This is a genomic window from Muriicola soli, assembly GCF_004139715.1.
GTDB lineage: Bacteria > Bacteroidota > Bacteroidia > Flavobacteriales > Flavobacteriaceae > Muriicola > Muriicola soli.
In genome coordinates, this window is sequence record NZ_CP035544.1 from 1,528,367 (window position 1) to 1,553,140 (window position 24,774).

Genomic DNA, 24,774 nt, shown 5'->3' on the forward strand with positions numbered 1-24,774 from the left:
CCATTTTATCACCACAGAACACGGCTATTTGTAACTGTATAAGTCCTGTTAAAAAAAAAAGACACCTTCAAACGAAGGTGTCTTTTTGGCTGCTGTTAGTACGTATCAGTGAATCCCTTTAGAAAAAGGCAAAGCTTTTAATTCATGTTATTCTCTATAGTCATCCCTTTTACTTTCTGAATGTTCAGGGATTTTGAATAAGCTAGAAGAAAATCAACAGTTTCCTTAGGAGTTGAAATAAGTTTGCAATGCGTTGCAGGTCTTGTGTAAATCTGTTCCATAATATCTCTTGTTACCTCTAAATAACGTGAGATATAGGGGATCGATGGAATATATCGACCTAAAACGGATTAATTCGTTAAAACAATCTGATTTTTCTCAATGATCTTCCTCAGGTTGATCAATGCATAGCGCATACGGCCTAGAGCGGTATTAATGCTGACCTCCGTATTTTCCGCAATTTCATTAAAACTCATGTCCTGGTAGATCCTCATGATAAGGACATCCCGCTGGTCTTTGGGTAGTTGTTCAATCAAAATTTCAAGATCCTGATCTATCTGATCGCTTATCAACTGTTTTTCAGCGTTCAACTTATCATCGGTTAGAACAGAAAAAATATTGAACTCCTTATTCCCTCTGTATTTTGGCATACGCTTATTACGGCGGAAATGGTCGATGATCAGGTTATGAGCTATTCGCATCACCCAGGGAAGAAATTTACCTTCTTCGTTATAGGCCCCTCTTTTTAAAGTGCTGATCACTTTAATAAAGGTGTCCTGGAAGATATCTTCGGTAATGGACATGTCCTGTACCTTGGAATAGATATAACTACTGAGGCGTTGATTGTGTTTGTTGATAAGTTCTTCAATGGCTCGCTCATCTCCGTCGATGTACTGGCGAACAAGGGTAGCGTCGTTAATCGTAGAATGCATACAATTACTTTTTTGGTTCAATTCAGGGGCCACAAGGGTACTGTAGGATGTGGCGATTAAAATTCTAAGTCAAAAAAGTAATGTTGCTGTATAGGCAGAATTGTAATGGATTAACTATCCAAAGATAGAAAAATTCTAAGTCTTCCAACCTGTCGTTTAATTTTTAACATATTTAGAATTGCAGATTAGGCAGACTGGTTATTGACTCTTACATATCGTATCTTTGCAACTTTCCAAAGTAATATGGCAACCATCACAGAAGTAAATCCAAAGGACAATATTGTCATTAAAGGGGCTAAACTCCACAATTTAAAGGATATTGATGTAGTCATTCCCAGAAATCAACTTGTGGTCATCACGGGCTTATCGGGTTCAGGAAAATCGAGTCTGGCCTTTGACACGCTTTATGCGGAAGGACAGCGCCGTTATGTGGAAAGCCTTTCGTCTTATGCCCGGCAATTTCTAGGGAAATTAGATAAACCCAAAGTAGATTCTATCAAAGGAATCGCACCTGCCATTGCCATTGAGCAAAAAGTAAATTCCACAAATCCGAGATCAACGGTAGGAACCAGCACCGAGATCTACGACTATCTAAAGTTATTATTTGCCAGGATTGGCAGGACCTATTCGCCCGTCTCAGGCAAGGAAGTAAAAAAACACACGGTCACTGATGTTGTTTCTTTTGTAAAAGGGTTTGAAGAAAATACAAAATTACTCCTGCTCGCGCCTATAACCATCCCTGAGAACCGGGATAAGAAAAAAACACTACAACTCCTTGCATTACAAGGATACGCCCGCGTCAAATACGGCGGGGAAGTACATCGTATTGATGAAGATTTGCACGAAACAGTTGGGGATCAGCTTTACCTGGTGGTAGACAGGATCATCAAAAAAGAAGACGAGGATTTTTTCAATCGGCTGGCCAATGCCGTGGATTCTGCCTTTTTTGAGGGAAAGGGAAATTGCATTATCGAAGATTTGTCCACCGGCAAGCAGACCTCATTCAGCAATGCCTTTGAATTGGACGACATCACGTTTCTGGAACCGAATGTCCACTTATTCAGCTTTAACAACCCTTATGGAGCCTGTCCCAAATGTGAGGGATATGGCGATATTATTGGGATCGATGAAGACCTTGTGATCCCTAAAACCTCCCTTTCTGTCTATGAGAATGCTATTTTCCCCTGGCGGGGCGAAAGTATGGGGTGGTACAGGGATCAACTTGTCAATTCGGCTTATAAATTCGATTTTCCCATCCATAAACCCTGGTTTGAACTTACTGAGGAGCAAAAGGAACTGGTATGGGAAGGTAACAGTCACTTTATTGGGATCAATAAATTCTTTAAGCAGCTCGAGGACAAGAGCTACAAGATTCAAAATCGGGTAATGCTTTCCAGATACAGGGGAAAGACGCGTTGTCCGGAATGCAAGGGGAAGCGTCTGCGCAAGGAAACAAGTTACGTTCGAATTAACGGCCATTCTATTTCAGACCTGGTGGAACAGCCCATCACATTTTTAAAGGACTTTTTTGAAGATATGCCCCTGTCCGATCACGACAGGCAGATTGCGAAGCGCCTCCTTAAAGAAATTAATAGCCGACTAGGGTTTCTGCTTAAAGTAGGCTTGGGCTATCTCACCCTGAACAGAAAATCGAATACCTTATCAGGAGGTGAAAGTCAGAGAATTAATCTAGCCACCTCCCTGGGCAGCAGTCTCGTAGGGTCTATGTACATACTTGATGAACCCAGTATTGGCCTGCACCCAAGGGATACGGAAAATTTAATTGACGTACTCTGCTCTTTACGTGATCTTGGAAATACAGTTATCGTAGTAGAACATGATGAGGACATTATGAAAGCTGCAGACCGTATTATTGATATTGGTCCTGAGGCAGGGACCTTTGGCGGGGAGGTAGTCGCCAGTGGTTCCTATGAAGAGATCCTTAAGGCCGACTCCCTTACAGCTTCCTACCTCAACGGAGAAAAGGAGATCTCAGTCCCGGGAACAAGAAGGAATAGTCCTAATTATGTAAAAGTCTCCGGGGCCAGAGAGCACAACTTAAAAAATATCGATGTGACATTTCCTTTGAATATGCTCACTGTGGTTACAGGTGTGTCGGGAAGCGGGAAGAGTACCCTTGTAAAGAAAATCCTCTACCCTGCCCTGCTGAAAGAATTGGGAGGTTATGGCAATAAGGCCGGGCAGCATTCTGGAATTGAAGGTAAGTACAAGGAAATCAAGCAAATTGAATTCGTTGATCAGAACCCTATAGGAAGATCTTCCCGATCGAATCCCGTGACTTATATTAAGGCTTATGACGATATTCGAAGCCTTTTTGCAGCTCAGAAACTCAGTAAACTAAGGGGATATCAGGCCAAGCACTTCTCCTTTAACGTAGACGGCGGGCGCTGTGAAAAATGCAAGGGAGAAGGCGAAATCACTGTAGAAATGCAGTTTATGGCAGATGTGCACCTGGAATGCGATACTTGCAAAGGCAAACGCTTTAAAAAGGAAGTCCTCGAAGTTCAATTTGAAGGAGTCAATATTGACGATGTACTGAACATGACCATTGATAATGCTTTAGACTTCTTTAAAGAACATCAGCAAAAAAAGATCATTGCAAAACTTAAACCACTACAGGATGTAGGATTAGGTTATGTGACCCTGGGACAGTCTTCTTCTACCCTGTCAGGTGGGGAAGCACAACGGATTAAACTAGCTACTTTCCTTGTTAAAGGGGCCTCAAAGGAGAAAGCGCTTTTTATTTTTGATGAACCCACTACGGGTTTGCATTTCCACGACATTCAAAAACTTCTCAATTCCTTTGATGCGCTTTTAAAGGCCGGCCATTCGGTTTTGGTTATCGAACACAACCTGGAAATGATCAAATCTGCAGATTATCTCATCGATCTCGGCCCTGAAGGTGGTGATGCAGGAGGCTACCTTGTGGCGGAAGGAACACCTGAAGAAGTTGTCGCTTCCGGAAAGGGTTATACAGCCGGATATCTCAAATCTAAACTAGGTTAAACTTCCCGTACGCATTCCCTAAATATTCTATCTATTTAAGAGCTGAAGCAACTTTTTGAATCTTCTATTCTAGGGATTCAATTTTCAATTGCGTTTTATTTTACTGATATTCAGTTATTTATATAATTATCTGATTTTTGGCACGCTGTTTGGTTATTACTAGCTGAATGTAAATAGTTGCATTCAGAATTTAAATTATTTGTCATGAAAAATCTATTACTCATTATCGGAGCCTTTGCACTGAGCAGCTCAGTGGGGGCTACTACTTTGGATACTGATGTAGCCATCAGCAATGTATTTCGCTCTAACAATTCAGTGATATTTGTAGAAAACGGAGTTACGTTTTCTGTCTTCCCTGATGGTGAGTTCGATTTTTATATTGACAACCGTGTAAATGTCGGGGCAAATATCAATTTCCGCCGAAGTAATATCACATTTAATACGGGGTTTGATTACAACCCATTTGTACAGTATGATGATTACGGTGCTGTAATTCAGGTTGAGAATGTACCTGTGTTCTACGACTATTACGGAAGGGTATCACAGATTGGTGGTATCAATATATGGTATAATAACGGCAGGCTGAGACGTGTAGGCGGTCTTTACGTTTCCTACAACAACAGGGGCTTTTTTAACCCTTTCAATGGCTTTGTCAACGTGTATAACAGACATTATATATACAGCCCGTTCCACAGCTATTTTGCAAGACCTGCCCTTGGTTTCTGCCTGGTGTTCAACAGACCTTACAGAAGGTTTTATAGCCCGATTCGATACACCTTTTACAGGCCTTACAGAAATAACGCAAGGAGGTTCTATGCCAGAGTAGGAAAGTCTTATAGATACAATCACAGGCCTGAAAGAGCCAGGGTTTATCGAAACGACAGACGCGTGGTTGCCCGAAACAACAATACCAGAAGAGACAATGGTGTTGTTCGAAATGACGGAAGGCTTAGGAATTCTAATAAAGGAGTGCGTTCTAACAGCTATACAACAAATGGCAGAACAGCCTCTCGTACGGAAAGAGCCAGGTCAGTTAGGTCTACGGACAAGGTGAGGTCTCCGGAAAGAAGAAACAACCGTTCTTCTAATGTAACCCGGAAATCTACCGCCTCTACTAATAAGAGGACTGCAACCAGGTCTACAGTGAACAGAAATGAAGGTAGAAGTGTATCGCGCTCAGTAGGTAAGCGAAATGATGTTAGGACTGTATCACGATCAGTAGGCAAGCGAAATGATGCCAGGACCGCTTCCCGATCTGTGGGCAAACGAAAAGAAGTAAGAACTGCACCGAGATCAAAAACGGTAAAGCGAAGTACTTCAGTAACCAAGAGGCCCAAAGTAACAAGCAGGTCTACGGTTAGCAGGAAGAAAGCGAGTACGCCTCGCACGAGTAAAGGCAGGTCGACAAATAGGACCTCTTCAACTCGAAGCAGAAGGGTACAATAAGAATAGTTTTTAGGTTGGTTAGTTGGTTAGCCCCGTAGTGGATCCGTCCCTGCGGGGTTTTTCCATTCCCTAAAAAAAGTTATTTACTTCTTGGGATTTAAATATTTAGACAGAATTCCATAAACATCATCAGAGATCCGGAAGCGATACAATACCCCAACATACATCAGAGTGATAAGCAAACTCTTTAGCGCTATATTCAGGATAGGATGAAAGGGGAATTGAAGCGCGAAGAAAACAGCACCCACAATTATCAATAGAAATACAACCTTAAAGGTCTCCCTGCTGAAAGGCTGTAGGCCTAATTTTATTTTCACGTAGAGTAGTTTCAGGATATTATAGATAAATACTGCGATAAAGGTAGCCAGGGCGGCCCCGTTGATCCCTATCTCGGGAATGAGGTATAAATTCAGTAAGATCGTGAAACACGCCAGGAGAACGCCCATAAAAAGTATAGCCTTGTAGTGATCAGAGTTGTACAAAATGGCGTTGTTGTTTCCCAGCAAGGCATCAAATAATTTAGCCAGGCCAATCAGGAAAACTACATAAAACCCTCCACGGTAATTCTCCGGAAGAAGACGGTAGAGATCCTCCAGGTTCAGCAGTATCAGGATAAACAATAATCCCGCAGTTATAAATAACGTAAGAGAGCTTTTCTGATAAAGAATCGCGAGCCCCTTTTGGTCTTGGCTATTCAGCAGGGCCGCCGTCATGGGATATGTAATCTGATGCATTGCTCTGGAGGGTACAGCGATCACCGTAGCAATAAATACAGCTACTGAGTAGTAGGCTACTTTTTCAATTTCGATAAACTGATTGATCATAAATTTATCTACTTCCAGAAGAATAACTGCGGTAGAACCCCCTAGAATAATAAGAACACTATACGTTAAAATACTTTTTAAATTAGAGGGAAACTTGAGCGTAAGCCTCGGCATTCTCAATCGATATGCATAAAGTTTCATGACGGCGGTCCGCAAAAGGTATACTCCTACCAGGGCCTGTAAAAAAGTATCTACAGAAATTAAATTAAAATACACGGCAAAGAGTAAAAGCATGATAGCGAGACGGGCAAAAATCTCTTTCATAAAATTGCCGAAAACAGAACGCAGATGAATCCTGGACCAGGAATAAAACACTTCAAAATACGCCATCGCCAGAGCGATAAGAAAGATATGCCATACGTAATTCTCGGCGATCTCATTTCGCTGACCGATAAATGCCCCAATCAAATCATTGGCAAAATAGCTGAATATCGCAAGGGGCACTATAAGGATCATGGGTAATAATAACATTAGGGCCAGAAATTTATCCTGGGTATTCTTATCGCTGTAACTGCTGTAAAACTTAATCATAGTGTTGGGTACACCCAATGCCAGAAGCGGCATAAGGATGGCTGAAGTGGCCAGGATCACACCGACCAACCCAAAATAGGTATCAGACAGAAAACGGGCATAGAGAAAGAGGGTATTAATAGCCCCAATGGCAAAACCTACGTAGGTGATCACCATATTGCTCAGCGACTGTTTAAATACTATTCCCATCAGATATATGCTGCTAATTTTTTAGTCAGAGCCTTTCTGCTGTACTGTTCCATGTTTTCAGAGGTCAACTTTAAAGAATTCCCTTTATAGGCCTTATACCACTTTAGTAAGCTGGTTTTTAATTCTGCCTCCATATTATAAGTGAAAACCTCCCCACAAGCCGACTCCCTGACCATGGAGCCTGCCTCCCATGATTTTGGACCTATAGCCAGAATAGGGCGTTGGGCCGCCATATACTCAAAAAGCTTCCCGGGGATGATCCCTCTTGTCTCTTCTGAATCAATCTCCACCAACAAAAGAATCTGAGACTTCCTCTGGGAGAGAACCGCCTCCTTATGCGGAAGATAGCCCGTAACCTCCAAATTAGAGCCCAGACCGAAGCCCTGGATGTCATTGACAATTTCGTCACTGACCACACCAGTGAATTTAATTCTTAAATCCATTGCGAATTCATCTTCTTCTGAAACCAGATCGGCCAAGACCTTCCACAACACGTAGGGGTTCCTTTCAGAAAGCAGTGATCCGATATGTGAAATGGTAAAATGAGTATCGGGTATTATTTTTCCCTCTGCAGCCTGATCATACCCGTTAGTTATGGTAATCACCGGCTTATGGGTAATTGCTTCAAACTCTTGTTTGGTAGTATTGCTGGTGACGAGGATTTGATCTGCCGAATGTAGCACTTCCTGTTCCAGTTCTTTGTGTTTTTTCTGTGATTGCCTTGTAAGTCTGAGTGCTTTGTGGTAACCGATACTCGTCCACGGATCCCTGAAATCGGCAATCCATTTGATGTTTGTGCGCTCTTTCAGCCGTTTCCCAATGAGGTGAAGACTATGTGGCGGTCCGGTGGTGATCACGGTTTCTATCTCTTCTGATTCAAGGATCTCAGTTAATACCCGCACAGAAGGGCCAATCCAGTACTTTCTTGCATCGGGGATAAATAGATTACCTCTTACCCATAAGAATACCTTGTCGAGAAAGGACGGATTATTAGAAGGCACTATTCCAGAACTGATTTTTTTGGTTTTCTTTTTTGAAAATATTGAGGCAATCTGATAAGGTTCCCAGATGGGTTGACGATAAATGGTAAGCTGATCTGGCACTTCTTCCTTTAAACTGTGATCAAGGATCGGGTAATGTGGGTTTTCAGGTATATAGAGTACGGGTTGTATTTCAGAATCCGGGAGATATTTTACAAAATTAAGCCATCGTTGTACCCCGGGTCCACCTGCCGGTGGCCAATAATAAGTAACGATGAGCACTTTTTTCATTCTTCCCGTTGCTTTTTCCTCGACTTGAAAAAGGTAAAAAAACCGCCTCCCAATAAAATTACAGCAAATAAGATAGAACTTATATTGGTAATCATACTGCCCCTGGCAATAACTTCCGGTTCAAATTTAAATTTGATTTTATGATTTCCGCTTGGGACTTCTAATGCTCTAAGCCCGTAATTCACCCTGAAATGAGAAACTTTTTTCCCGTCTAAATAGGCGTTCCAGCCTAGAGGGTAGTAAAGCTCTGAAAATACCACCACCCCTTCATGGTCATTCTCCGATCGATATTCCAATTGATTGGGTTGATAGTTAACTAAGCGAACCATGGAGGTTGAATCAACTTCGTAACGAAATTGATTGACCAGTGGAAAATCTGAGCGATTAAAAACCGCTTCCGAATCGAGATTTACACTGTCCAGGGCCATAATTTCTTCGTCCGCTGTCCGCACTGGTAACAGGAGATCAACAAACCAGGCATTGCCTTGTGCTTCCGGGTTAATGGAAGCTACTTTTTGCCCCTCTTCATTTTGCTGAATGACATATTTTACATTGAGCATATTGAGAACCTGTCTGTTGTTGCGGTAAATATGATAGTCGAACAGATCCTGAATCACCGCCGGTTTCGCAGCGTGATATCCTCCAATCGATTTGTGGAAATAGGATGTCCTGGCCCCGTTGAGTCCTTCTGACGTATCATAGACCCGGTATACCGTTGTATCTTCAAGTATTTGCTTATCCGTATTCGAAATCTGAAAAGGCTGGTTCATCCTTCTTTTCGATACAAAATCGTCCTGATCTACATACCGGAGAGCAACCCCAACTAGGTCAACACAAATCAGCACCGCCAGAAAAACAAGCATTATTCGTTCCTTGATCTTGTCCTTTATAAAAAACCAAAGAAGAACGGCAGTAAGTAAAACAAATACAAGAGATCTCAGGGTATCATTAATATAGACGGCCTCACGGTCTCTTTTGATCATTGTCAGGACCTCATCGCCAAAATATCTCTGGTAAACCTCGTCGTTAAGCCCGTTGAAGTTAAAAATTCCCTTTGCCAGTAAGAGGCCAACACCAATCGCGGCGCAGATAAAGAAAGACAGTTTTAAGGCCTTTAATTTTTCTTCCCGACTCCATCTGGAGTTGAGTAACTCCGCTATGGCCAGAACACCGAGAATGGGAACACAAAGTTCCAGTACTATTTGAATTGACGATACTGCCCTGAACTTGTTGTAAAGAGGAAAATAATCGATCATAAAATCGGTGAGTAAACCAAAATTCTTTCCCCAGGAAAGCATTAAGGATAAGATCACCCCTCCCAGCAGCCACCACTTTGTTCTGCCTTTGACTAAAAACAAACCGAGGATAAACAAAAAGACTAGGATGGCCCCTACATAAGCCGGACCGGCAACTATGGGCTGTGATCCCCAGTATAGCGGAAGTCCGCTTGCAAATTCCAGCGCTTTACTCCTGGGTACGCCCTGTTCTGTTAAGTAATCATAGGCTTTTGATTTCGTGCCGAGATCCTCATTATTTGACCCGCCAAAAAGTCTGGGAACAAAAAGATTCAGGGATTCTGCGAGCCCGTAACTGTACTCGGTGATATAGTCTCGGCTCAATCCCTGAGCAGATACCTTTGGAGAGCCGTCCGGATTTACCGTGAGTTCAGAAGTTCCCCTCGTACTCCAGTCGGCATATTCCTTGGTTGCCATCAAAGCGGTTGCATTTACGGCTATTCCCAGCAATACAGCCATAAAGAGAACCCCCACGGCTTTAAAATAGGAAAGCAGGGCCTTCTTTTTAATTGAATCGATCAATACTACCAGTCCAACAACTAATACCAGAAGCATAAAGTAATAGGTCATCTGATAGTGATTGGCATTTATTTCAAGCGCCATGGCCAACGCAGTAAGAACAAAGCCCCAGAAATATTTCTTTCTGAAACTCAGTAGGATACCTCCGAGGATGGCAGGTAAATAGGCTATGGCATGAGCTTTGGCATTATGTCCTACCCCGAGAATAATGATGAGATAGGTAGAAAACCCAAAGGCCAGCGCCCCTACAACGGCCAGCTTATAATCGATTTTCATACAACTCAGCAGAATATAGAAACCCAGGAAATACAAAAAGAGATAATCAGCAGGTCTGGGCAAAAATCTCAGGACCTTATCGATTTTTTTTATGTAGTTATTTGGGTAATTAGCCCCCAGCTGATAAGTAGGCATACCTCCAAACGCGCCATTAGTCCAGTATGGTTCTTCATCATAGGATTTTCTGAAATCATTTTGTTCTTTGGCCATACCGGTATACTGCATGATATCCGATTGGAAGATGACCTTTCCCTGTAAAACGGGGTGGAAGTAAGCCAATGCCACCACCATAAAGAAAGTAATCGTGAAAAAATGAGTAAAAAATGATTTGAAGACTCCCTTCATAAATTACGTAGTACGGTTTTTATTCGATTTCCTCAAAATCAATATACTCCCCTAGCTGTTCAGAGGAATCCTTTTTTTGATTTCCGGGCGATTTTCTGTCTAAATCATTGCCCCTTGATTGCGATGACTGGTAACCTGGATTTGCCCTTTCAAAAGCCTCTTTAAATCGGTCTTCCGTTTTTTTTACTGCGTATTTAAAAAGTCGGGGAGCCAGTAACCTCCATACGATTCGCAACAGGAAGTACACTAGCAGAATTATCAGTAGTGTCTTTAAAAAGCCCATAATTTATTTACTAATTATATCAAAAGTACAATTCCAGCGTTGTAATAGCAGTACAAATGTCATAAAAGTTTAATAAAATAGCAGCTGATGGATGCATGCCTAAACTCCAATAGAAACCTCTTTTTAATTATTCTCTGCTGTCTTGCAGTCCCTTATTTAGGCCTTGCTCAATACACCGAAGTGATCAACTCGAACAGGCCCGGACTGTCAGTTAGCGCTTATGCCGTAGGGAAAGGGGTTGTACAATTGGAAACTGGATTCTTATACGAACAAAGAGACCACATTCCTCTAAACCAAGAATCAACTCTTATGGGAGGCGATTTTGTTCTCCGGTACGGATTCTTTAAGGAAATGCTCGAAGTGATTTATGAAGGCACATATGTAAATCAAGACATAACTTTCACTTCTTTTGATATCAATGAAACGAGGACAGATTTTTCAAGGAATAGGTTAGGATTTAAATATTTGTTGTTTGATCCGTTTAAGGATCCCGAGAGAGCCAAGCCCAATTTATACAGTTGGAGAGCCAATAACAAATTTCAGCTTCGCGACCTGGTTCCGGCTATTTCTGTCTATGCCGGGGCAACCTTTAATCTTGGAGATAACCCTTTTTATCCTGAGGATCCTATCGTGTCTCCGAGGGCTATGATCGCTACCCAGAGTCATTTGGGGCCTCGACTGGTTTTGATCTCCAATCTGATTTACGACAGGATAGGAACAGATTTTCCGGAAATGCAATACGTGATTTCCGTATCCCATGCCTTAAAAAACCCCAAATGGAGTGTTTTTGTTGAGAATCAAGGGATAAAAAGTGACAGATATGCCGACAACCTTTTCAGGACTGGTATAGCTCATCTATTTAGCAAGTCATTTCAGGCCGATCTCAATGTAGGGGCGAGTATTAAAAATTCTCCTCGCAGAATATTTGGTGCGCTGGGCTTTTCGTATCGTCTTGACTTCCACCAGGATGAGGCGATATCAATTGATGATCAAAAAGCAGGGCAGAATGGCGATTTTATTAAAAAGAATGCCTTTAAGGACGATTCGAATAATACGCTCCCGGGAATATCTAAGAAGAAAATGCGTAAACTACAACGCAAAGCCAAGAGAAAAAAGAACTGATTATAAAAGGCCGGATCCTCTAAACATTTTTAAAAAGTCTTTGTCAGGCTTTTAAAACCTTCACTTAGTTTTATTCTGTGCGCAATTATTCCTAATATTGGCTCAATAAAGCAGCTAATATGGTAAGTGTACAACAGGCGGTTAGCAAATCGGATCTGAAGAAATTCGTCACCTTTCCTTTCTCACTATACAAAGACTCCCCTTATTGGGTTCCACCATTGATCAAGGATGAAATGGAAACCTTCGATTCCGAAAAGAATCCTGTTTTCGAAAATGCCGATGCCTGGTTTTTTCTGGCCTATAAAAATGGTGAGATTGCAGGACGTGTGGTTGCCATGATCAACTGGATTGAGGTCAATCAGCAAAAATTGCGGAAGATGCGTTTTGGCTGGTTCGATTTTATAGATGACACAGAGGTATCAGAAGCTTTGATTGCAAAAGTTGAGGAACTCGCCAGAGAGAATAAGATGGATTTTATGGAAGGCCCGGTTGGCTTCTCTAACCTCGACAAGGTCGGAGTCCTGATTGAGGGCTTTGATCACATAGGGACCATGATCACCTGGTATAATTACCCCTATTACCAGTCGCATTACGAACGCCTGGGCTTTGTAAAGGAAAAGGGCTATGAAGAAAACAAGTTTCCCAACAGCAATGTAGATCCGGCCTTGTTTAAGCGCGTCCACGTTTTGATCAAAAAGCGCTACGGCTTGAAAGAAATGAACTTTAGAAAGGCGAGTGAAATTATGCCCTGGGTAGATCAGATGTTTGATCTTTTCAACGAATCCTACGCCAAATTATCTTCTTTTGTTCCCATTACCCCAGTTCAAAGAGAATATTTCAAAAAGAAATACATCAGTTTTATCAATCCTGAATACATTAAATTCATCGTTGATTCTTCAGACAAAGTAATTGCTTTTGCCATTGTTATGCCCTCCTTTTCTGAAGCCATGCAAAAAGCAAAGGGAAAACTCTTCCCGTTTGGATGGTATCACCTACTGAAGGCGAGGAAACACAATAAAGACGTTATATTTTACCTCATAGGAATTCACCCTGAATATCAGAATAAAGGGGTTACTTCCATTATTTTTAATGAGTACTACGAAACTTTTAAAGAAAAGCAAGTGCGAACCTGCTACAGAACTCCCGAATTGGAAGATAATCTCGCAATCAAGCAGCTTTGGAAGCACTTTGATCCCAAAGTCTACAAAAGGCGCCGTACCTACAAGAGGGACTTATAAACAGGAAGTAAGTAAATCCAAAAAGGATTTTATTCCCCCATGGCCGCTGCCACTGCTGCGGATAACCTCTTATACGTTCCGTTTTCAAGACGATCCCTGATAGCCGAGAAAGCGTCGAGAGTAATGGATATATCTTCCATAGTGTGAGTAGCGGTTGGAATCATCCTGAGTAAGATCAGACCTTTGGGGATGACCGGATAAACCACAATAGAACAGAAAATACCGTAATTTTCACGTAAATCCTTCACCAATGCCATAGCTTCGGGAATACTACCGTTGAGATATACTGGGGTAACACAACTAGATGTAGTTCCAATGTCGAAGCCCCTTTCTTTCAATCCCTCCTGCAGTGCATTTACATTTTCCCAAAGTTTCGCCTTTAATTCCGGCATGCTGCGCAACATATCAAGGCGTTTCAAGGCACCTTTGACATAAATCATCGGTAGGGATTTGGCAAACATCTGAGACCTGAGATTGTACTTAAGGTAGTCAATGATCTCCTGATCAGCAGCCAGAAATGCTCCAATTCCTGCAAGGGACTTGGCAAAAGTGGCAAAATAAACATCTATATCATCCTGGATGCCTTGCTCTTCACCGGCTCCGGCTCCGGTCTTACCCAGAGTTCCAAAACCGTGGGCGTCGTCAACCAGTAATCGAAATTTAAATTTCTTTTTCAGGGCTACGATTTCCTTCAATTTTCCTTGTTCACCACGCATTCCGAAAACACCTTCAGAAATCACAAGAATCCCTCCTCCGGTTTGCTCGGCCATCTTTGTGGCGCGTTCAAGGTTTTTTTCAAGGCTTTCTATATCGTTGTGCTTAAACGTAAATCGTTTTCCCATGTGTAACCTCACCCCGTCGATAATACAGGCATGTGAATCTACATCGTAAACAATGATATCGTCTTTTGAAACAAGGGCGTCTACAGCCGACATAATCCCCTGGTAACCAAAATTCAGCAGGTAGGATGCCTCTTTACTGACAAAGGATGCGAGTTCTTTCTCAAGTTGTTCGTGGTAGACCGTCTGTCCACTCATCATTCTGGCACCCATCGGATAGGCTGCTCCGTATTCAAGAGCGGCTTCCCCATCAACTTTTTTGATCTCGGGCAGATTCGCTAATCCGAGATAATCGTTTATACTCCAGGTAATTACTTCCTTTCCCTGGAATTTCATTCTGTTAGAAATAGGACCTTCCAATTTTGGAAAAACGAAATAGCCTTCAGCCTGTGAAGCCCAACGTCCTAAAGGGCCTTTATTCTCTATAATTCTGTCAAATAAATCTCTCATTTACCCCTGTTTGGTTTGTGCAAAACTATGGATTTTTACCCACGATTCATAACTTTATTTCGGGCGACAAAAAAAGGCGGCGAGTTTACACCCGCCGCCTGCTGTCTTTTCTAATTCGGTCTTTTAAATTACGATCCCGGCTTTTTTCTGCTTACTCGATTGCATTTCATTGAGGAATCCCTGAGCCTCCATCCACTTATCACTGTAGACTTTACTCATATATCTGGAACCGTGGTCCGGGAAAATTACGACCACTTTACTATCCTTATTGAACTCTCCTTGTTCATTCAATTGCTTTACTGCTTGCATTACAGCTCCTGAAGTATATCCTGCAAAGATCCCTTCAGTCCTGGCAATCTCCCTAGCCGTATGCGCACTATCCTTGTCTGTTACCTTTAAAAACGTATCGATGATCTTAAAGTCCGTTGCATCCGGGATCAGGTTTTTGCCCAATCCTTCGATCCTGTACGGATAGATTTCGTTTTTGTCAATCTTTCCCGTTTCGTGGTATTTTTTCAAAACAGAGCCATACGCATCAACACCGATGACCTTTACTTCGGGATTCATTTCCTTCAAATACCTTGCTGTCCCTGAAATTGTCCCTCCGGTACCGCTACAGGCTATAAAGTGAGTGAGTTGCCCCTTGGTCTGCTCCCAGATTTCAGGACCTGTTGTTCTGTAATGAGCCTCAATATTCAATTCATTGAAATACTGATTGATATATATAGAATTCTCCGTCTCCTGATGCAGGCGTTTGGCCACTTCGTAATAAGAACGAGGATCATCAGCGCTTACATGTGCCGGGCAAACATATACTTCTGCCCCCATACATCTAAGCATATCAATTTTATCCTGTGAAGATTTAGAACTAACAGCGAGAATGCATTTATATCCTTTTACGATACTTACCATGGCCAGGCTAAAACCTGTGTTACCTGAGGTAGTCTCGATAATGGTACTGTCCTTTTTCAGTAATCCCTTCCGTTCTGCCTCTTCTATAATAAATGCGGCAATACGGTCCTTGGCTGAATGCCCGGGGTTAAAAGCTTCGATCTTTGCATAGAACTCCCCTTCCATAGCAGAAGTGATCTGGTTTAATTTTACCAGCGGGGTTTTACCAATAAGATCGAGGATTGAATTATGGGCGTCTATCGTTTGTTCCATAAGGTCTGTTTGTTGAAACACCTCCTATAAACGGTATTTCAGGGGCAAAATTACTACTTTTTTTTAATTATTGATCAAGCCCTTCTAAATCGAGAAGAAATGCGAATTCTTTAGCGGTCTCCTTAAGCGCCTCAAAACGACCAGAAGCCCCTCCGTGACCGGCATCCATATTGGTATCTAAAAAGAGTTCGTTCTTATCTGTTTTGTACTCTCTGAGTTTGGCTACCCATTTGGCAGGTTCCCAGTATTGGACCTGTGAATCGTGGAGTCCTGTGGAAACATATAAATTGGGGTAGTCCTGAGCTTTTACATTGTCATAAGGGGAGTAAGACAACATGTAATCGTAGTATTTCTTTTCATTAGGATTGCCCCATTCATCGTATTCTCCGGTTGTCAGCGGAATGGTGTCATCGAGCATGGTCGTAACCACATCTACAAACGGAACAGCAGCTATGACGCCGTTGTAGAGCTCCGGAGCCATGTTGACCACTGCGCCCATCAACAATCCCCCTGCAGAGCCTCCAAGGGCATAAAGATGGTCTGAACTGGTGTAATTCTCCGCAATGAGATATCGGGAGCAATCGATAAAATCGGTAAAGGTGTTCTTCTTAGTAAGTAATTTACCATCTTCATACCATGGCCTGCCGAGGTATTCTCCCCCTCTCACATGAGCAATCGCGTAAATAAAGCCTCGATCTAACAGACTGAGACGGGTGCTGGAAAAAGACGGATCTATAGTTGAGCCGTATGATCCATAGGCATACTGCAGCAGTGGAGAGCTTCCGTCCAGTGGCGTATCCTTGTGATAAACCAGGGAGATCGGAACAGCGGTACCGTCGCCGGCTTTTGCCCAGAGTCGTTTCGAACGGTAATTTCCTGAATTGAACTTTCCACCCAGGACCTCTTGTTGCTTCAGCAAGGTTTCCTCCTTAGTCTCCATATTAAAATCAAGAATCGAATAAGGTGAGGTCATCGAATTATAGATATACCTAAATAATTTCGTATCGTAATCGAGATTGACGTAAGGATATGCCACATAGGTTTCGCTCTCAAATGGCAGGTAATAGGAATCGCTACCATCCCATCGATTCACTTGAATTTTATTTAAGCCATTATCCCGTTCTGAAATCACCAGATAATCTTTAAAGATTTCAATATCCTCCAGCAATACATCCTCCCGGTGAGGTAAATACTCCTTCCAATTTTCTGAAGACGTAGCTTTTTCTGAAGTCTTCATCAGTTTGAAATTGGTTGCCCCATCTTTGTTGGTCAGGATATAAAAATCAGGTCCAAAATGATAGATTGAATATTCAAGTCCCCGGGTTCTCGGAGAAAAAACCTTAAATGATCCATTGGGGTCGTCAGCAGCCAGGATTCGATATTCCGAGGTTAGTGTACTGTTAGAGCCTATTATGATATAATCCTGCGACTTGGACTTGTACACATAGGTATTAAAGGTCTCATCGGTTTCGTGGTAGACCAGTTGGTCCTCCTCAGCAGATGTTCCCAGTACATGCTTGTAAATCTTGTCAGATCGGAGGGTAACCGGGTCCTTTTTAGTGTAAAAGAAAGTTTTATTGTCCTTAGCCCAGACCGAGCCTCCGGTGGTATTTTCAATTTTATCAGGATAAACTTCACCGGTTTTTAGATTTTTAATCTGAATGTAATACTGTCTCCTGGAAACCGTGTCTCGTCCAAATGCGGCCATGGAGTTGTCCGGACTTATAGAAATACCTGTCAATCGAAAATATTCGTGCCCTTCAGCCATTTCATTCCCATTGAACATCACCTCTTCCTCCGCTTCAAGTACCTCCTTTTTACGGGAGTAAATTGGATACTCCTTTCCTGTCTCAAATCTTGTGATATACCAGTAACCATTGCGTTTGTAAGGTACAGAGGTGTCATCTTCTTTAATGCGCGACCTCATTTCCGTAAAAAGGCTATCCTGCAGAGGTAGTGTATGAGCAGTTTTAGCCTGGTAATACTCATTCTCTTTCTCCAGAAATGAAATTACCTCGGGATCTTCCCTTTCCTTCAGCCAATAATAGTTATCAACCCGAATATCCCCGTGGATCTCGAGGTTTTTAGGAATTTTTTTTGCTACCGGAGGGCTAACGTCTACCATTTCTTTGTTTTGGTTTTGACAAGAGGTTGCAAAAATAATACTTAATAGGAGAATGAGGGGTTTTTTAGATTGAAGCATCAGGTATGGTTTAAAATCCGGGCAAATTAGTAAATTTGAGATTCTAAAACCAAAAAATCAGTATATGTTCGGAGATATGATGGGCATGATGGGAAAACTCAAAGAAACCCGTGCCAAAGTTGAAGCGACCAAGAAAAGATTGGACACCGTTTCACTTAACGAAAAATCAGCTGACGGTTCAGTGTCTGTAACGATCACCGCCAACAGGGAAATTAAGAGCATCGAAATAGAAGATGCATTGCTGGAAGACAAAGAACAACTGGAAGACTATCTTGTCATCACCCTTAATAAAGCCATTGCCCAGGCCACCGGGGTTCAGGAAGCAGAATTAGCAGCAGTAGCTAAGGAAGGTATGCCTAATATTCCGGGAATGGATTCCCTTTTCAAATAGAAAAAATGTGCTGCCTCCGGCTGCGGGAACGAATATAAAGTTATGATCGAAGTAAAGAAAGACAACAAAAACTACTACAGTTTTATCGTCACCGCAAAGGGTGGTAATTCTATTTTACAGAGTGTCTCTTTCCCTTCTAAAAAAGAACTCGACGCTACCCTCGAAAAGCTTCCGCCATTAGTCAGCAAGCCTTCTGTTTTTGAAAGAAAGACCGGTCATAACGGCAAATTTCACTTTACATTAAAGGATCAAAACGGAAAGACCATTGGGACCAGTAAAGAATACACTTCAGAAGCTGGAATGGAAAACGGAATTGTGAATTTCCGCAATCGTATTGCTGCTATAGATCAATCATAAATCTGTTAGCGACTGCAGTATTTTGAGGGTATGTTCGTGCATTTCCGCTGTGTAATCCATATGGGTGACCATTCTCAATTTTCCCTGCCCCATTCCAATGATGTGAATTTCTTTTTTGGTCAGTACCTCGAGAAACTTTTCTGAAGTGCATTTTTCTTCCTCAAGCTGAAAAATGACGATGTTGGTTTCAATTGGCTCCACTTGTTTTACAAAAGGTATTTTCTCAAGTTGAGCACCGAGCTCCACTGCCTTCTGATGGTCTTCCTCCAGGCGATCTATATTATGGTCAAGGGCATAGATCCCCGCAGCAGCGAGGTATCCTGCCTGTCGCATGCCACCGCCTAAAACCTTCCGAATTCGCAGGGCTTGATCCATATACTTCTTTTTGCCAACCAAAACAGAACCAACCGGACAACCCAGGCCTTTACTGAGACAAATACTGATGGTGTCAAAAGAGAACCATAAGCTTTTGGGTCTTCCCCTTTCGCCACAAGGGCATTCCATAGTCGAGCCCCATCCAGGTGATATCCCAGTCCGTGCTGGTCACAAATCTTTCGTATGGCCTTTAATTCTTTATAATCCCAACAAGCCCCTCCACCCTTGTTTGTTGTGTTTTCGATACAGACGAGGGACGTGAGCGGACTGTGATAAAAATCCGGTGGGTTGATGGCTGCTTCAACTTGTTCGGCTTTCATCATCCCTCTATGCCCGTCTACAAGTTTACAGGAAACGCCACTGTTGAAGCTGACCCCGCCTCCCTCGTAGTTGTAGACGTGAGCGTATTTATCACAGATGAGCTGATCTCCTGGCTTGGTGTGAATTTTAATCGCCGTTTGATTGGTCATAGTACCACTGGGGAAAAATAAGGCCGAATCCATGCCAAACAAGGAAGCTACTTTTTCTTCTAGGGCGTTGACCGAAGGATCGGCTTTGAATACATCGTCTCCTACTTCCGCCGACATCATCGCCTCAAGCATTTGCGGGCTTGGCTTTGTGACCGTATCACTAATGAGGTTAATCTGCATATGATCGTTTAAAAATTACTGTGAACAGGCCATACCAATTGGAGAACCATCGGGGATTTTAGGGGAGCTTATCACCTTAAATTCGTCCCTATCCTCATTAAAATCCTCTATACGCCTCGCCATTTCCCTGGCGTCGGGATCTCCTGAACCTTTTAAACGAGACTGAAGTGCCGTCAAACTGGCATTGGCCAGGGCATTCACCCGTGGATGTACATCCTTATGTGCTGCGAGATTCATCAGGTGCATCAGCACTCTGTAGTTAATCGTATTCTGCACGGCCTGGTGATAGCTGTCTTTATGGCTTTTGCTTATAGTTCCTTGAATCACCGTATCGAACAATTCTTTCAGCCCCAACTGTGTGGGATCAAGGCTCTTTTGTTGTATGAGTCGGGACGCCCTTTCCGGATGAAAAAGAAAGCCGAGGGTCATGTCTGCTGCGGTCTCGGTGGCCGATAAGGCATCAAAGGAAACGCCGGTCTTTCCATCGATCGATTCTCTTGTTCTGCTGTAGCCTATCGCTCTGGGCGGAAACAATGGTAATTTGTCTCTGGGAATAGCAATTACTGAAGCATCGAGGGTTTTCAATACACTTTTAACTGCTTCTTTCTGATCCCTTGCTGGCAGGGTTTCCACTACCGTTTGTCCGTCCCCTTTAACCGCGTAGTTATAATTTAACCCTCCTATACTCTTCACAGCTGCTTCGGTTTGGTATCGATGCAAAAAATACAAAGGAACAAAAACGTCTTCCAATACCGAATTAGGCTCACCGCTGCGAATGTTATCTATTGAGAAATTTTTAATAGCTGCCTCGCGCAGTTCTAAGAGTCTATCCAATTCTGTACTGGCACTGCCGCCATTATCCCAGAGATGTCCAAGGACGTGTGCACTTCCCATAGGTCGGGAATCCGAATCAGAAATGTACCGGAGTCCCTGCTGATGAGACTGTTTAAGAATTGCATTCAGGGCTTCTTTTTCATTGGTATTTACAGGGAAATCAGAATAGGAATAACCAACTGTCACTTTATCCCACTCTCCAATTCCCGTGTCGTAAGCCTCTGAAAAATCGATCTGCCCATTTTTCAGGCTGATGTAGGGGTGCGGGTAATCCATCACCGAAGCACGAGCATTGGTACTGGCGGCAAAGTTATGTGCAAAGCCCAGTGTATGACCAATTTCATGTGCTGAAAGCTGTCTGATCCTGGCCAGTGCCATTTTGAGCATGGCCTCGTCATTATCATCCCTTTCTGCAAAAGGCTTGTCCATCAGGGCCTGAGCGATCAGAAAGTCCTGTCTTATTCTGAGGCTTCCCAGGCTAACGTGACCTTTTATTATTTCCCCGGTTCTGGGGTCAGTAATACTGCTGCCATAGCTCCATCCTCTGGTAGAACGATGAACCCATTGAATGACGTTGTACCGTACGTCTAAAGGGTCGGCATCATCAGGTAGCATTTTAAGTTGAAAAGCGTCCTGGTAGCCAATCGACTCAAAGGCCTGATTCCACCATCGTCCTCCTTCGAGTAGTGCAGAGCGCACTGGCTCCGGAGTACCGTTGTCTAGGTAATAGATTATGGGTTCAACGGCCTGACTCATTGCCGCGTCAGGATCTTTCTTCTCCAGTCGGTGACGGGTTACAAAACGTTTGATCAATGATTCTTGTACCGGCGTAGCATAGTCGTAATAACTAAAAGGATAGGATCCCGACCGAGGATCGAAATCCCTCATCTCAAAACCCTCATCAGGTAATGCGATAAAGGAGTGGTGTTGGGAAACTGTCACCAATTCCGGGTTGGGGGTTACTGACCGGATATAATTGCCTGTTGGTGCCCCTTTAAAGGTGAGCATCAGGTCAAACTCAACATTCTCGGGAAATGCTTTGGTCCGCTCGAGGTCAAAGGCACTTTTCGACTTGTCTAAGCTGTAACTTCCCTGCTTCGTACGCTTTAGTCGCTCACTAACGCCATGCGCATCCTGCATGAGAAAATCGGTAAGATCAATATAATACGTACCGTCTTTCTCTTCTTCAATTTTAAAGCCGAATAGGATCGATTTGGCGAAGGCCTGTTCCACAGACCGCTTCTCTAAAGCGTTGTCTGTAAGGGCCCGGTATCTTAGATTAGGCTGGATCAGCAGTAATTTATTTCCGGCCTTCTTAAAAAATACAACTTGCTCATTTCCAAGCTGTCCTCTATCTAAACCTATATCGTTACTTCCAATTCCGCTGCTAAGAGAATACACATAGAGAAAATCCTTTTCCAGCTCCTTTACCTCAAGGTATACCTTGTCATTTGAAGAATCGTAATAGAATGGAAAAAAGCCATCGTATTTCTGAAAATCTTTCATTTTATCTGTGATCTGTCCAAGTGCGGTAAAGGCACTTAGAATTGCAAGTAAGAGCAGTGTTCTTTTCATCTCGAAAGTTTAGAGCCTAAATTTATACAAATTAGAAGGAAACAGAAGAGCGCTTTTCCAAATTGATTTGAAAAATCCCCACGAAGCCAATACCATTTATTGATGATTCAGTAAATATCCCTGCGAATAATTACAGATTTAGAGTTCCGATTTTATTCATTTTAAGCTATCTTCCCTGACTCACCAAAGAAATCGATATGCCGGTCCAGGATAGTACTATTTTTTCTTCTTACGAACGAAATCACGACCTCTTTGACGAACTCTACGACAATAATGGCAAGGTGAAGGAGATTTACCAAAAGTTGTTCAACCTATACGGAGCGCATTCCATTGAAGATTATATGCGCTTAAACGAAAAGGCTAAATCTTCTTTTTTTAATCAGGGAATTACATTTCAGGTCTATGACGATAAGGAGATGCAGGAAAAGATTTTCCCGTTTGATCTCTTTCCGAGGATCATTGATGCCGGGGAGTGGGACGTTATCGAGAAGGGGGCTATTCAGCGAAGCAGGGCCCTGAACCTTTTCCTGCACGATATTTACCACGATAAAAAGATCTTAAAACAAGGAGTAGTACCGCTTGAACTGATAAGTTCTTCGGAAAACTACTTGCATCAGATGATGGATGTTGACCCGCCGGGAGGTATCTACAACCACATATCAGGGACCGATATTATAAAGCACAAGGACGGCAATTATTACGTTCTTGAAGATAATATAAGATGTCCGTCTGGCGTGAGTTATGTGATTTGCAACCGTACAGCACTAAAAAGAGCTTTATTTGGCGTCTTTAATCATTACGAAACCCATACGGTCACCAATTATGCCGAGAATTTATTAGACCTCCTTGAATCGGTAAAACCAAAAGGTGTAGACAGCCCCAATACGGTAGTCATTACTCCGGGAATGTACAATTCAGCCTTTTACGAGCACTCTTATCTTGCCAAAACCATGGGTGTGGAATTGGTTGAAGGGCGTGATCTGTTTGTGGAAAACGACTTTGTGTATATGCGAACCATCAAGGGTCCTGTAAAAGTTGATATCATCTACCGTCGAATAGACGATAAGTTTATTGATCCACTTGAATTCAGAGCAGATTCTGCCCTGGGGGTGCCGGGATTATTCGCAGCTTACAAAAAAGGAAACGTTACCCTTGCCAATGCTCCAGGAACCGGTGTGGCCGATGACAAGGCTGTTTACACCTACATGCCCGAGATTATAAAATACTATCTGGATGAGGCCCCTATCCTGAACAATGTACATACTTATCACTGCAGCAGGCCCAAAGAACTGGCCTATGTATTGGAACATATCCCTGAATTGGTGATAAAACCGGTGGATGAAGCAGGGGGTTATGGAATATCCATAGGGAATCGACTTACAAAGGAGGAGATTACCAAGGTTAAAAAACAGATTCAGGAGAGTCCCCGTAAATACGTCGCTCAACCCATCATGTCGCTTTCTGTTCACCCTACCTATATAGATGAAACCAATTCGTTCGAGCAGCGGCATGTAGACCTGAGAACCTTTACAATTTTGGGAAAAGACAAAGACTTTGTTCTCAAGGGCGGTTTATCCCGTGTGGCACTTAAAAGGGGAAATCTGATCGTAAATTCTTCCCAGGGTGGTGGGTCTAAGGACACCTGGGTATTAAAATCATAACTATATGTTAGCAAGAGTTGCCAATAACCTGTTCTGGATGGGACGCTATATCGAACGTTCTGAGCATATCGCGAGATACATGCACGTAAATTACTTTTCCTCGCTTGATGCACCTAATGAACTCTCCAGATCGAGACAGTTTGTACTGAATTCGATGCTGAGAATGATCGGTGACCCGGAAGCGAAGGAAGGGCAGGAATTAAAGGAAGAAGAGGTGCTGTTTAAGCTGGCCTTAGATCCAAATCACCCCTACTCCATTATCAGCAACGTAAAATATACCAGGGAAAATGCCAATAGTGCGAGGGACCTGATCTCAACCGACTTATACGAGTCTATCAATAAGTTTTATCACTTTGTTTTAAAATATCCCCAGGACTATTTTATCAAAAAAGGGATGTACGACTTCTGTATCAACATTATTGAAATGTCGTCCATTCTGAGGGGAAAGATCAGAAGCACCCTACTTCATGATGAAGTTTATGCCATAATTTTAATGGGGGTTAACCTCGAGAGGGCGAACCAACTTATTCGCATTATCAATTCGAAATATAAGGATGCCTCTATCTCAAGAGGGGGATACGGGGATACCTTTAAGAATAGCTTTGAATGGACAACCCTTTTGAAAAGTGTTGAATCCTATGATATGATGCGCAGGTTTTACAAAAAGACACCATCAAGTGCATCTACGCTTGAATTCTTAATCCTCAACCCTAATTGTCCCCGATCGCTGATGAACAGTCTCAATCAGATATACACGCATATCAGGGTTCTTGATAATTCTTTTCGTTACAACAAGAATTCGACGGCCTTTCTCGTGGGTAGAGTGAGATCGGAATATCAATATAAATACATCGATGAGATTGAAGGTAGCATTGAACAATTTATTGAAGGAATGTTACAGAATTTAGCCGATATTGGCACCAAAATGGAAACTGAATTTTTTCATTACTAATCTCACAGTTTTTATCAACCTATAA

At 42.6% G+C, this 24,774-nt stretch carries 18 protein-coding genes and 1 pseudogene; 8 read left to right on the top strand and 11 right to left on the bottom strand.

Annotated elements, in window-relative coordinates; translation table 11 throughout:
- Window positions 1–137: 137 nt before the first annotated feature.
- Together EQY75_RS13980 and EQY75_RS06885 are read right to left on the bottom strand one after the other, a co-directional pair.
- Window positions 138–281, bottom strand: a complete 144-nt coding sequence (locus EQY75_RS13980) for a hypothetical protein (RefSeq protein ID WP_165200563.1) — start codon at window positions 279–281, stop codon at window positions 138–140.
- A 69-nt stretch (window positions 282–350) separates the two neighbouring features.
- Window positions 351–932 (bottom strand): sigma-70 family RNA polymerase sigma factor, encoded by a 582-nt coding sequence (locus EQY75_RS06885; protein WP_129604189.1) that lies wholly within the window; start codon window positions 930–932, stop codon window positions 351–353.
- Between the two features lie 243 nt (window positions 933–1,175).
- Here EQY75_RS06885 and uvrA point away from each other — a divergent pair, with 243 nt between their 5' ends.
- Window positions 1,176–3,959: an excinuclease ABC subunit UvrA gene (gene uvrA / locus EQY75_RS06890; protein WP_129604191.1), complete on the top strand. Its 2,784-nt coding sequence runs from the start codon at window positions 1,176–1,178 to the stop codon at window positions 3,957–3,959.
- Between the two features lie 204 nt (window positions 3,960–4,163).
- On the top strand, window positions 4,164–5,405 hold the full coding sequence (locus EQY75_RS06895; RefSeq protein ID WP_129604194.1) for a hypothetical protein: 1,242 nt from the start codon (window positions 4,164–4,166) through the stop codon (window positions 5,403–5,405).
- Between the two features lie 83 nt (window positions 5,406–5,488).
- Here EQY75_RS06895 and EQY75_RS06900 read toward each other — a convergent pair whose 3' ends face one another.
- Genes EQY75_RS06900 through EQY75_RS06915 form a run of 4 tightly spaced genes read right to left on the bottom strand, consistent with a single transcriptional unit; the run spans window position 5,489 to window position 10,938 of the window.
- Window positions 5,489–6,949 (bottom strand): oligosaccharide flippase family protein, encoded by a 1,461-nt coding sequence (locus tag EQY75_RS06900; protein WP_129604197.1) that lies wholly within the window; start codon window positions 6,947–6,949, stop codon window positions 5,489–5,491.
- The gene (locus tag EQY75_RS06905) at window positions 6,949–8,220 is read right to left on the bottom strand and encodes a glycosyltransferase family 4 protein (protein WP_129604200.1); all 1,272 of its coding nucleotides are present in this window, start codon (window positions 8,218–8,220) and stop codon (window positions 6,949–6,951) included. The genes EQY75_RS06900 and EQY75_RS06905 overlap by 1 nt, the downstream gene beginning before the upstream one ends.
- Entirely contained in the window at window positions 8,217–10,655 is a 2,439-nt protein-coding gene (locus EQY75_RS06910) for a YfhO family protein (protein ID WP_129604203.1), read from the bottom strand. The genes EQY75_RS06905 and EQY75_RS06910 overlap by 4 nt, the downstream gene beginning before the upstream one ends.
- Before the next feature lie 19 nt (window positions 10,656–10,674).
- Window positions 10,675–10,938: a DUF4834 family protein gene (locus tag EQY75_RS06915; RefSeq protein WP_129604206.1), complete on the bottom strand. Its 264-nt coding sequence runs from the start codon at window positions 10,936–10,938 to the stop codon at window positions 10,675–10,677.
- Window positions 10,939–11,025: 87 nt separating this feature from the next.
- Here EQY75_RS06915 and EQY75_RS06920 point away from each other — a divergent pair, with 87 nt between their 5' ends.
- Together EQY75_RS06920 and EQY75_RS06925 are read left to right on the top strand one after the other, a co-directional pair.
- Window positions 11,026–12,060 carry a transporter gene (locus EQY75_RS06920; protein WP_129604209.1) on the top strand — a complete coding sequence of 345 codons (1,035 nt, stop codon included), beginning with the start codon at window positions 11,026–11,028 and terminating at the stop codon, window positions 12,058–12,060.
- A gap of 119 nt (window positions 12,061–12,179) precedes the next feature.
- Window positions 12,180–13,298, top strand: a complete 1,119-nt coding sequence (locus tag EQY75_RS06925; protein WP_129604212.1) for a GNAT family N-acetyltransferase — start codon at window positions 12,180–12,182, stop codon at window positions 13,296–13,298.
- A gap of 29 nt (window positions 13,299–13,327) precedes the next feature.
- Here the strand turns inward: EQY75_RS06925 and capB are convergent, their stop codons facing one another.
- From capB to EQY75_RS06940, 3 genes are all read right to left on the bottom strand, one after another.
- Complete coding sequence (gene capB / locus EQY75_RS06930) at window positions 13,328–14,587, bottom strand: cysteate-C-fatty acyltransferase (RefSeq protein WP_129604215.1); 1,260 nt, start codon at window positions 14,585–14,587, stop codon at window positions 13,328–13,330.
- Window positions 14,588–14,710: 123 nt separating this feature from the next.
- Complete coding sequence (gene capA, locus EQY75_RS06935; protein ID WP_129604218.1) at window positions 14,711–15,751, bottom strand: cysteate synthase; 1,041 nt, start codon at window positions 15,749–15,751, stop codon at window positions 14,711–14,713.
- 67 nt (window positions 15,752–15,818) lie between these two features.
- A complete protein-coding gene (locus EQY75_RS06940; RefSeq protein ID WP_129604221.1) occupies window positions 15,819–17,954 on the bottom strand; it encodes a S9 family peptidase in 2,136 nt (711 codons plus the stop codon).
- Between the two features lie 64 nt (window positions 17,955–18,018).
- On the opposite strand from EQY75_RS06940, the gene EQY75_RS06945 reads away from it, so the two are divergent.
- Together EQY75_RS06945 and EQY75_RS06950 are read left to right on the top strand one after the other, a co-directional pair.
- Window positions 18,019–18,345 (top strand): YbaB/EbfC family nucleoid-associated protein, encoded by a 327-nt coding sequence (locus tag EQY75_RS06945; RefSeq protein ID WP_129604224.1) that lies wholly within the window; start codon window positions 18,019–18,021, stop codon window positions 18,343–18,345.
- 42 nt (window positions 18,346–18,387) lie between these two features.
- Entirely contained in the window at window positions 18,388–18,702 is a 315-nt protein-coding gene (locus EQY75_RS06950; protein ID WP_129604227.1) for a YegP family protein, read from the top strand.
- On the opposite strand, the pseudogene EQY75_RS06955 reads toward EQY75_RS06950, so the two are convergent.
- A pseudogene (locus EQY75_RS06955) lies at window positions 18,697–19,727 on the bottom strand (threonine aldolase family protein). The gene EQY75_RS06950 and the pseudogene EQY75_RS06955 overlap by 6 nt on opposite strands.
- Window positions 19,728–19,742: 15 nt before the next feature.
- Complete coding sequence (locus EQY75_RS06960; RefSeq protein WP_129604230.1) at window positions 19,743–22,136, bottom strand: zinc-dependent metalloprotease; 2,394 nt, start codon at window positions 22,134–22,136, stop codon at window positions 19,743–19,745.
- A gap of 197 nt (window positions 22,137–22,333) precedes the next feature.
- Between EQY75_RS06960 and EQY75_RS06965 the strand changes: the two genes are divergently transcribed.
- Both EQY75_RS06965 and EQY75_RS06970 read left to right on the top strand, forming a co-directional pair.
- Entirely contained in the window at window positions 22,334–23,797 is a 1,464-nt protein-coding gene (locus tag EQY75_RS06965) for a circularly permuted type 2 ATP-grasp protein (RefSeq protein WP_129604233.1), read from the top strand.
- A 4-nt stretch (window positions 23,798–23,801) separates the two neighbouring features.
- Window positions 23,802–24,749: an alpha-E domain-containing protein gene (locus EQY75_RS06970; RefSeq protein ID WP_129604236.1), complete on the top strand. Its 948-nt coding sequence runs from the start codon at window positions 23,802–23,804 to the stop codon at window positions 24,747–24,749.
- The last annotated feature ends 25 nt before the right edge of the window (window positions 24,750–24,774 follow it).

What these genes read in the sequence shown, in the direction of transcription:
- EQY75_RS06900 (WP_129604197.1), bottom strand. Translation starts at nt 6,949, where the DNA reads ATGGGAATAGTATTTAAACAGTCGCTGAGCAATATGGTGATCACCTAC.
- EQY75_RS06920 (WP_129604209.1), top strand. Translation starts at nt 11,026, where the DNA reads ATGGATGCATGCCTAAACTCCAATAGAAACCTCTTTTTAATTATTCTC.
- capB (WP_129604215.1), bottom strand. Translation starts at nt 14,587, where the DNA reads ATGAGAGATTTATTTGACAGAATTATAGAGAATAAAGGCCCTTTAGGA.
- EQY75_RS06915 (WP_129604206.1), bottom strand. Translation starts at nt 10,938, where the DNA reads ATGGGCTTTTTAAAGACACTACTGATAATTCTGCTAGTGTACTTCCTG.
- capA (WP_129604218.1), bottom strand. Translation starts at nt 15,751, where the DNA reads ATGGAACAAACGATAGACGCCCATAATTCAATCCTCGATCTTATTGGT.
- EQY75_RS13980 (WP_165200563.1), bottom strand. Translation starts at nt 281, where the DNA reads ATGGAACAGATTTACACAAGACCTGCAACGCATTGCAAACTTATTTCA.
- EQY75_RS06960 (WP_129604230.1), bottom strand. Translation starts at nt 22,136, where the DNA reads ATGAAAAGAACACTGCTCTTACTTGCAATTCTAAGTGCCTTTACCGCA.
- EQY75_RS06940 (WP_129604221.1), bottom strand. Translation starts at nt 17,954, where the DNA reads ATGCTTCAATCTAAAAAACCCCTCATTCTCCTATTAAGTATTATTTTT.
- EQY75_RS06925 (WP_129604212.1), top strand. Translation starts at nt 12,180, where the DNA reads ATGGTAAGTGTACAACAGGCGGTTAGCAAATCGGATCTGAAGAAATTC.
- EQY75_RS06950 (WP_129604227.1), top strand. Translation starts at nt 18,388, where the DNA reads ATGATCGAAGTAAAGAAAGACAACAAAAACTACTACAGTTTTATCGTC.
- EQY75_RS06910 (WP_129604203.1), bottom strand. Translation starts at nt 10,655, where the DNA reads ATGAAGGGAGTCTTCAAATCATTTTTTACTCATTTTTTCACGATTACT.
- EQY75_RS06885 (WP_129604189.1), bottom strand. Translation starts at nt 932, where the DNA reads ATGCATTCTACGATTAACGACGCTACCCTTGTTCGCCAGTACATCGAC.
- EQY75_RS06965 (WP_129604233.1), top strand. Translation starts at nt 22,334, where the DNA reads ATGCCGGTCCAGGATAGTACTATTTTTTCTTCTTACGAACGAAATCAC.
- uvrA (WP_129604191.1), top strand. Translation starts at nt 1,176, where the DNA reads ATGGCAACCATCACAGAAGTAAATCCAAAGGACAATATTGTCATTAAA.
- EQY75_RS06970 (WP_129604236.1), top strand. Translation starts at nt 23,802, where the DNA reads ATGTTAGCAAGAGTTGCCAATAACCTGTTCTGGATGGGACGCTATATC.
- EQY75_RS06895 (WP_129604194.1), top strand. Translation starts at nt 4,164, where the DNA reads ATGAAAAATCTATTACTCATTATCGGAGCCTTTGCACTGAGCAGCTCA.
- EQY75_RS06945 (WP_129604224.1), top strand. Translation starts at nt 18,019, where the DNA reads ATGTTCGGAGATATGATGGGCATGATGGGAAAACTCAAAGAAACCCGT.
- EQY75_RS06905 (WP_129604200.1), bottom strand. Translation starts at nt 8,220, where the DNA reads ATGAAAAAAGTGCTCATCGTTACTTATTATTGGCCACCGGCAGGTGGA.